The sequence below is a fragment of the uncultured Faecalibaculum sp. genome, from assembly GCF_910588395.1.
In the GTDB taxonomy this organism is placed as follows: domain Bacteria; phylum Bacillota_I; class Bacilli_A; order Erysipelotrichales; family Erysipelotrichaceae; genus Faecalibaculum.
Genome location: NZ_CAJUPA010000020.1, coordinates 35,263 through 42,880, shown reverse-complemented (window position 1 = coordinate 42,880; position 7,618 = coordinate 35,263). Strand labels below are relative to the sequence as shown.

Here is a 7,618-nt window from a genome sequence, read left to right as displayed (position 1 = left end):
GAGCTGTCCCTGGCAACGGGGATATGTAAACTATGACAAAGTAGTTTGCAACGGAACCGGATCGTCATTGAATGCCAGGCGGACAGCTTTCGCCCGTTTCATGATATCCAGAATATCTTCCCTGTCCCTGATTTCCCTGTCCTGTCTTCTCATCTTCTTCTCCTTCCTGTTTCCTTCTGCTTTTCTCCTTCATCGAGCCGTCAGCAATGAACCGTCAGAACCACCAGTCCGCAAACAGCGCCTGAATGCAAAACCGGCCCGGATGTACCGGGCCAAGAATGAAATGTTCAGGACCTCTACGCGCGGGATTCAGGTTCCGGTTCTCCGGATGTTTCTGTGTCCATCGGTCTGTCCTCTTGTTCATCTGTATCCTACCACCGGCACCGACTTCTGTCTTCACCGGTGGAAAAAACGGTCATGGAAGCGTCCTGAACGGAGCACGGCTTCTACAATAAAGAAAACGGAGGCACAAACCATGCTGAAAAAATACACATTCGACGGATCCCGGAAGCTGGATCTGTCCAAAATGAACACCGGTGCCAAAGAGGACAAGGTGATCAAGGAGGAAATCATCCAGAAAACCACCGTGAACCAGCTGGCAATCCAGGCACTGCAGGATAAACTGTATGCCGATCAGAAAGAAGGTCTGATCATTCTGATTCAGGCCCGGGATGCTGCCGGCAAGGATTCCACCATCAAGCACGTCATGAGCGGAATCAATCCCCAGGGCGTGGATGTCTGCAGCTTCAAGCAGCCCACATCCGATGAACTGGCGCATGATTTTCTCTGGCGAGTCAACCGGCACATTCCCCGGCGGGGCAAAATCGCGATCTACAACCGGTCCTACTATGAAGATGTTCTGGTGGTGCAGGTCCGGAATCTGCATCAGACCTATATGATGCCTTCCCGGATCGTGGATGATCCCAAATTCTTCAAAAAGCGGTACAAGCAGATCCGGCACTACGAAAAATATCTTCGTCAGAACGGCTACCGGATCGTCAAAATCTTCCTGAACGTATCCAAAGAAACCCAGAAAGAACGGTTCCTGGAGCGTATTGAAGATCCGGATAAAAACTGGAAATTCTCCGAGTCCGATCTGAAGGAACGGAAGCTCTGGGACCAGTATACGGCTGCGTATGAAGATGCCATCAATGCCACCGCCACATCCGGCTCTCCCTGGTATGTGATTCCGGCGGACAAGAAGTGGTATACACGCTATCTTGTTTCCCAGATCATCCGCAAAGCCATGGAGGAAATGGATCCCAGGTATCCGGTGATGCCGCCGGAACAGAAAGCGCGGCTGGCACTGTACAGGGAGGAGCTGGAAGCGGAAGACGGAGACACTCCGAAAAAATCCCGGAAACACCGCAAATCCGGCACTTCGCAGAATCCGCAGGCTCAGGCTGAACAGCCGGAACGGGAGACGGCTCCGGCGGCACCTGCTCAGGCAGAGAAGAACAGTGCTGTCAGTCCTGAAGAGGAGCAGCCTGTCAGGCCGGGAGAGGAAAAGAAGGATGTTTCTCCGGATAACGCAGCCCCATCCGGCCGTCCGCAGGAACAGCCCGATGCGGCCGGCTCGGCAGCTGCTCCCAAGCCCCCTGTCAAACGCCGCCCCTATCGTCATTCCCGGCATCATCGACCCAGAGGGAGAAAGCCGGCGGAACGGAAAACCGGAAACAAGCCGGAGAATCAGAACAGCAAATCCTGAACGCCTTCCTTGACTTTCCGACATAAGTGTCGGATTATAGCTCCATGAGTAAACGAGGAGAGGCAACCAGACAGATGATCCTGGACAAGTCCCTGGCTCTGTTCGCCGAAAAGGGCTTCCGGTCTGTGACCATGAAAGAAATATGCGAGGTCTGCAGTCTGTCCCGGGGCGGGCTGTACGGACACTATGACAGCGCAGAACAGATTTTTCTGGAGATTCTGAAACAGCTCCCCGCCCGAAAGCACAGTGCCATGCAGAAACGGATGGCACAACAGGATGCGGCACCGGATATACTGGATGAATTTGTCGAAACCACGTTGCAGAACATTGAACAGAATCAGGCGAGTCTGTTTCTGGCCATCTGCGAGTTCTTTTCCGATCCGGCGCAGAAACACCGGCTGGCCTTGATGGAAACCATGCTCAATCAGGGCCGGGAAGCCTGCATCAGTCTGATCCGTTACGGCCAGCAGCGGGGCGAATTCCGCCAGGTGGATGCGGAAGGTCTCTGGCTGCTATTCATGTCCGGCAGTCTGGGCTTCGAAGCAGTGAGCCGCCATGGCATTCTGAAACTGGAGGATGCCAGACGGGCGGCCAAGTCACTTCGGTCTCTGCTGGTTGTCTGAAGCAGCTGAAACCGGCAGGAGGCTCAAATGCGCAAACAAGCCGCGGGAAGTACAAATCCCGCGGCTTTGCTGCGTCTGGACCAGGATCTGATTGACTGTGGGTTCCCATGTCCGGTAATCGGGTCAGACCGGAATTTCCCTGGTCCTGATGCCCTGTCACACCGGCGCAGCCGGTCATCGGCAGAAACGGAAAAAGGAAGAGGATCTGCTTTATGCACCTCTTCCCTGCTGAATGACTACTGCACCTGGCTGGCGATCTTTTCCCGGGCGGCGGGATACAGCACAGCCTGCTCCACCACGTGGTCCTTCACCGCTTCCACTTTCAGAATCAGCTGACTGTCCTTCAGCGTGACTGTGTCCCCTGTCTGCAGAATGTGACCGGTGATTTCCGTGATCAGACCCGTAATCGTATCCGCATCGCATTTCACCGTGATCCCCACTGCGGTTTCCAGATCGGAGACACTGACGTTGCCGGTGATCTTCCAGCCGTTTTCGTCACCGGAGATCACCGGTATGTCTTCATCTGCTTCCATGACGCCGACAATGGCCTCTGCCAGGTCCTGCAGGGTGACAACGCCTTCAATGCCGCCGTATTCATCCAGCACCACAGCCAGCTTGCTGCGGGCTTGACGAAGGAGCGCCAGGGCATCGTCGGCTTTCACGGTTTCGGGCACGAACAGAGCGGGTTTCAGGGCAGCCATGACTTGTTCTTTGTCCGGGTTTTTCATCCGGAAGAAGTCCTTGGTATCCAGGACCCCGAGTATTTCCTCTTCTTCGCCTCTGACCGGATACAGCGAGTGGCGGGTCTGGTGAATGGTTTCCTCCCACTGCTGAAGGGTGTCGTCTGCGTCCAGAAAATCCACATCCACCCGGTGGGTGCAGATTTCCCGCAGGGTCAGATCATTGAAGTCGAATACATTGGCAATCAGCTGTTTTTCCTGAGGTTCGATCCTGCCGGAGTCCACCATGAGCAGAATTTCTTCTTCTCCGGCCTGTTCCTCTTCCTCATTGGGATCAATGCCCATCAGACGCAGCACGGCGTTGGTGCTGACGGACAGCAGCCAGACCAGGGGGCGGAAGGCAACGGAGATTCCCTGGAGAAAGCCGGACATGGACAGGGAAAGCGACTCGCTTTTGCGCATGGCCAGCCGCTTGGGGACGAGTTCACCGAAGATCAGCGTGAAATAAGACAGGATCAGCGTGATGACCACGACGGAAATGGAAGACAGCACGTCCCGGGGCAGGCCGATGCCCATGCCCAGGAGCCAGTCTGTCAGGGAACCGGCGAAATTATCCGCGGCAAAGGCACTCCCCAGAAATCCGGAAAGGGTGATGGCCACCTGGATCGTGGAGAGAAAGGTTTCGGGATGTTTCAGGAATCCCGCAATGCGCTGGGCGCTTCTGCTTCCCTGAGCTGACAGTTTTTCCATCTTCCGTTCATTGACGGACAGCACTGCTATTTCCGCGCAGGCAAAGACCGCATTGAGAGCAATCAGCACCACCTGTACGAGAATGAGGATCCACATAGTCTGTTTGTTACTCCTTTTGTCCGGGATTGCCGGACGGTGCGGGACGATTGACCAGCCACACGCCGAAGACCACCAGTCCCATGGCAGCCAGCGTCCGGGGTGAAAAAGCCTGTGCTGTTTCCTGCAGAAGTGCGGCGCTCCAGAAGACGCCGGCGACTGGAATCAGGCAGTTGTAGATGCCCACCCGGGAGAGGGGATATTCCCGGAGAAGCAGTCCCCACAGGGTATAGGCCGCGGCGCTGACAAAAGCCAGATAGAGGATCACCGCCCATCCGGACAGGCTGCCGGCGGGAATGGAGCCCCCGGCAAGAAGTCCGGAGGCTGCCAGTGCCAGGCCCCCGGCGGCAAACTGCCAGCCGGAGAGCATCACCGCGCTCTGGCTTTGCGTGAACTTCTTGATGAATGCCGCGCTCACAGCGGAAAACACCTGGCTGATCAGAATCAGGAGTTCCCCGCCGCCGCAGGCCACATCTGACTGAAACAGAGCGGCACCGTTCATGACCAGGATCCCGGCAAACCCTGCCAGACATCCGGCGGCTTTCCGGCTGGTCATCTGTTCGTACCGGAAGACGTACACCGCCATGAGCAGACTGATGAACGCACCGGTTCCGGTAATCACCGCACTGCTGACACCGCTGGCTTTTGACACACCCAGATAATACAGAAAATACTGCCCGAAGGTCTGAAAAAAAGCCAGTACAATGATTGGTCCCAGGCTTTTTTTCTCCGGGGCCAGAAACCGGTGCTCCATCAGGCTTCCTGCCAGGATCACCAGGAGGCCGGCCAGCAGAAAGCGGATCCCGGCGAATACGAGTATGTCCCCGGTACGGGTGATTCCGAACAGATCGTATCCCCATTTGATGAAAGGCGCCGCAGATCCCCACAGCAGGGTGCAGAACACAGCGGTGAGAGTCAGCGGGAGCTTTCGGGACGGGTGCAGGCGGGAGCCGGTCATGCAGCCTGCTCCTGTTTCTCCTCCAGCTCCAGCCACCGGCTTTCCGCTGTTTCCAGCTGCCGGTCCAGCAAATCCCGTCTGTCTGTCAGCGTCTGAAGCTGGTCGAAGTCCGTCATGGTGTTCATGGCCTGGTTCAATGCATCGATTTCATTCTGCAGTGTTTCCATGGTTTCCGGAAGCTGTTCCAGCTCTTTTTTCTCCATGTAAGTCAGCCCTGTCTGCCTGCGCGGCGGACGGCTGTCCCCTCTGGTCTGCTTCCGGACCGCTTTTTCCTCTTTGTCCTGCTCCCTGTACTCTGTGTATCCGCCCATGTACTGCTTCAGACTGCCATCTTCCTGAAACACAAACACAGAATCACAGACCCGGTCCATAAAGTACCGGTCGTGGGAGACCGTGAGAACGATTCCGGGAAACCCGTCCAGATAATCTTCCAGAATATCCAGCGTGACCAGGTCCAGGTCATTGGTGGGTTCATCCAGAAACAGCACATTGGGTGCTTCCATGAGGACTTTCAGCAGATACACACGGCGCCGTTCACCACCGGACAGCCGTCCGACAGGCATATGCTGCATGGAGCGGGGAATCAGAAACTTTTCCAGCATCTGCGCGGCGGTGTATTCCTGTCCTTCCCAGGGGATGGTCTGCGCGGTTTTTTCAATGAAGGCAATCACCGTCATGGAGAGATCATCGCAGAGTTCTCCCTGTCCGAACCAGCCGATCTGCACCGTTTCGCCGGTTTCCACCTGTCCGGCTGCCGGCTTGAGCTTTCCTGCCAGCACTTTGAACAGCGTGGACTTTCCGCAGCCATTGGGACCAATGAAGCCAAGCCGCTCCTGTTTCTTCATCTGATAGGAGAAGTCATGGAACAGCGTCCGTTTGCCGTAGCCAAAGGACAGATTCTCCCAGGACAGACTCTTCTTTCCCAGACGCCGGGCAGTCGGAACCAGCTTCAGACTGCGTTCCTGGACTTTTGTCCGCTGCTGACGCAGGGCTTCGAACCGGTTCAGCCGGGAGCGGGATTTCGTGCTTCTGGCCTGAACCCCGGCCCGCACCCAGTCCAGTTCCTGTTTGTACAGCCGGTCCAGCTTGTGAGCGGCACTTTTCTGCGCTTCCTGGCGGGCGGCTTTATTCTCCAGATACGTTTCATAGCCGCCGTCATGGCGCCACAGCCGTCCCTGATCCAGTTCCAGAACCTGATTGACGGTCCGGTCCAGAAACCAGCGGTCATGGGTGACCATCAGAACAGTCTGGTTGTCTTTTCGCAGCCGGTTCTCCAGCCATTCGATCATGGCTGCATCCAGGTGGTTGGTGGGCTCATCCAGCAGCAGAAGCTGGCAGCGGGTGATCAGGGCCCTGGCAAGCGCCAGCCGTTTGCGCTGACCGCCGGAAAGCTGCCGGATGGGCTGGTCTTCCAGTTCCAGACGGGAGAGAATCGACGAAATTTCAAATTCCTCGATCGGCTCCGGCTGTCTGGCTGCATGCGCCTGCATTTCCTTCAGGACCGTATCCTCCGTGAAGACCGGATCCTGGGCCAGATAGTGAAGACTCAGACCTTTCTGCCAGGTAATCTCCCCTTCGCAGCTTTCCTGACCCGCCAGGATCTGCAGCAGGGTGGATTTTCCGCAGCCATTGGCCCCCACCAGACCAATCCGGTCTCCTTCTTCAATCACAAGATCGATATGATCCAGGACATTCCTGTCCGTCCACCGTTTCGTGATGTCTTTTGCAGCAAGATACATAGAGCTCCTTTCCCGGCTGTCGGCCTTCGTCAAAAAAAGCCGGAAATTCCGGCTGTATCGGTGTCAGTCGTAAGATTTGAACGACAGACCGAGCTGCGTCATCTTGTCCTTGACTTCCTTCAGAGATTTCTTGCCAAGGTTCTTGACATGCATCATTTCGTCCTCGGTCTTCTGCGTCAGTTCCTCCACGGTCTGAATGCCAGCCCGTTTCAGGCAGTTGTAGGACCGCACGGACAGATCCAGATCCTCGATCATCTGCGTTGCCGGCTTCTGGCTGTCTTCCGTCTGAGGCAGCTGAACCGTGAAGCATTCTTCCAGCTTCAGATCAGCCAGCGGAACAATCTGATCCAGGGCGGACATCAGGATGCCTGCCGCGCCGCTGATGGCGTGCAGGGGCGTAATGGCGCCGTCTGTGGTGACATCAATGTGCACCTTGTCGTACTTGATGTCCTGACCCAGGCGGGCGGGTTCCGAAAGATACTCTGCCTGGCGGATGGGGGTGAACATCGTGTCAATGGCCTGAACATCCTCGGGCAGATGCCAGTTGGTTCTGTTGTCCGCAGCGCTCTTGTAGCCTGTGCCTCTGGCAGCATACAGATCCATGTTCAGATCCGCGCCCTTTGTCAGGGTGCAGATGATCTGATCCGGATCGGACACTTCCACTTCCTCCGGACAGATGATGTCAGCTGCCGTGATGATGGCCGGGCCCTTTTTGTGCACCTGCAGCTGAACAGCTTCATCCACGTCTCCTGTCAGCATGAGAGCCTTCAGGTTCAGGATCAGCGCTGTGGTGTCCTCCAGCAGACCGCTGATGGTGGTGTCGCCGGGTTCCATGCCTTCAATCTGGAAGCCGACAATGCCGGTTCCCGGAAGGTTGGAACGCATGGTGCGGCAGATGGCGTTGCCGATTGTGGTGCCAAATCCCCTTTCCAGGGGTTCAAACAGAAAAACAGCCTTGTCGAGACGGTCTTCCTGGGATTCTTTGTGAAAGGTCGCGCGTTCGAATTCCTGCATGGTTCTCCTTCTTCCTAAATATTGTTTCCGTTCACGGAAATCATAACAGC

General features: G+C 56.2%; 7 protein-coding genes. 2 read left to right on the top strand and 5 right to left on the bottom strand.

All coding sequences use genetic code 11. The features are described from left to right. Window positions 1–30: 30 nt before the first annotated feature. Entirely contained in the window at window positions 31–153 is a 123-nt protein-coding gene (locus tag QZ305_RS06935; RefSeq protein ID WP_294730994.1) for a hypothetical protein, read from the bottom strand. A 322-nt stretch (window positions 154–475) separates the two neighbouring features. On the opposite strand from QZ305_RS06935, the gene QZ305_RS06930 reads away from it, so the two are divergent. Together QZ305_RS06930 and QZ305_RS06925 are read left to right on the top strand one after the other, a co-directional pair. Next, entirely contained in the window at window positions 476–1,708 is a 1,233-nt protein-coding gene (locus QZ305_RS06930) for a PPK2 family polyphosphate kinase (protein WP_294730993.1), read from the top strand. Between the two features lie 44 nt (window positions 1,709–1,752). Next, complete coding sequence (locus QZ305_RS06925; RefSeq protein ID WP_294730992.1) at window positions 1,753–2,331, top strand: TetR/AcrR family transcriptional regulator; 579 nt, start codon at window positions 1,753–1,755, stop codon at window positions 2,329–2,331. A 236-nt stretch (window positions 2,332–2,567) separates the two neighbouring features. On the opposite strand, the gene QZ305_RS06920 is transcribed toward QZ305_RS06925, so the two are convergent. The 4 genes from QZ305_RS06920 to QZ305_RS06905 all read right to left on the bottom strand — a co-directional run bounded on the left by QZ305_RS06920 (window position 2,568) and on the right by QZ305_RS06905 (window position 7,568). Beyond that, window positions 2,568–3,857 (bottom strand): hemolysin family protein, encoded by a 1,290-nt coding sequence (locus QZ305_RS06920; RefSeq protein ID WP_294730991.1) that lies wholly within the window; start codon window positions 3,855–3,857, stop codon window positions 2,568–2,570. 10 nt (window positions 3,858–3,867) lie between these two features. Then, complete coding sequence (locus tag QZ305_RS06915) at window positions 3,868–4,815, bottom strand: DMT family transporter (protein WP_294730990.1); 948 nt, start codon at window positions 4,813–4,815, stop codon at window positions 3,868–3,870. Continuing rightward, window positions 4,812–6,554 carry an ABC-F family ATP-binding cassette domain-containing protein gene (locus tag QZ305_RS06910; RefSeq protein ID WP_294730989.1) on the bottom strand — a complete coding sequence of 581 codons (1,743 nt, stop codon included), beginning with the start codon at window positions 6,552–6,554 and terminating at the stop codon, window positions 4,812–4,814. The genes QZ305_RS06915 and QZ305_RS06910 overlap by 4 nt, the downstream gene beginning before the upstream one ends. 63 nt (window positions 6,555–6,617) lie before the next feature. After that, window positions 6,618–7,568, bottom strand: coding sequence for a DNA-directed RNA polymerase subunit alpha (locus QZ305_RS06905; RefSeq protein WP_294730988.1), 951 nt, complete (start codon window positions 7,566–7,568; stop codon window positions 6,618–6,620). Window positions 7,569–7,618 lie beyond the last annotated feature (50 nt).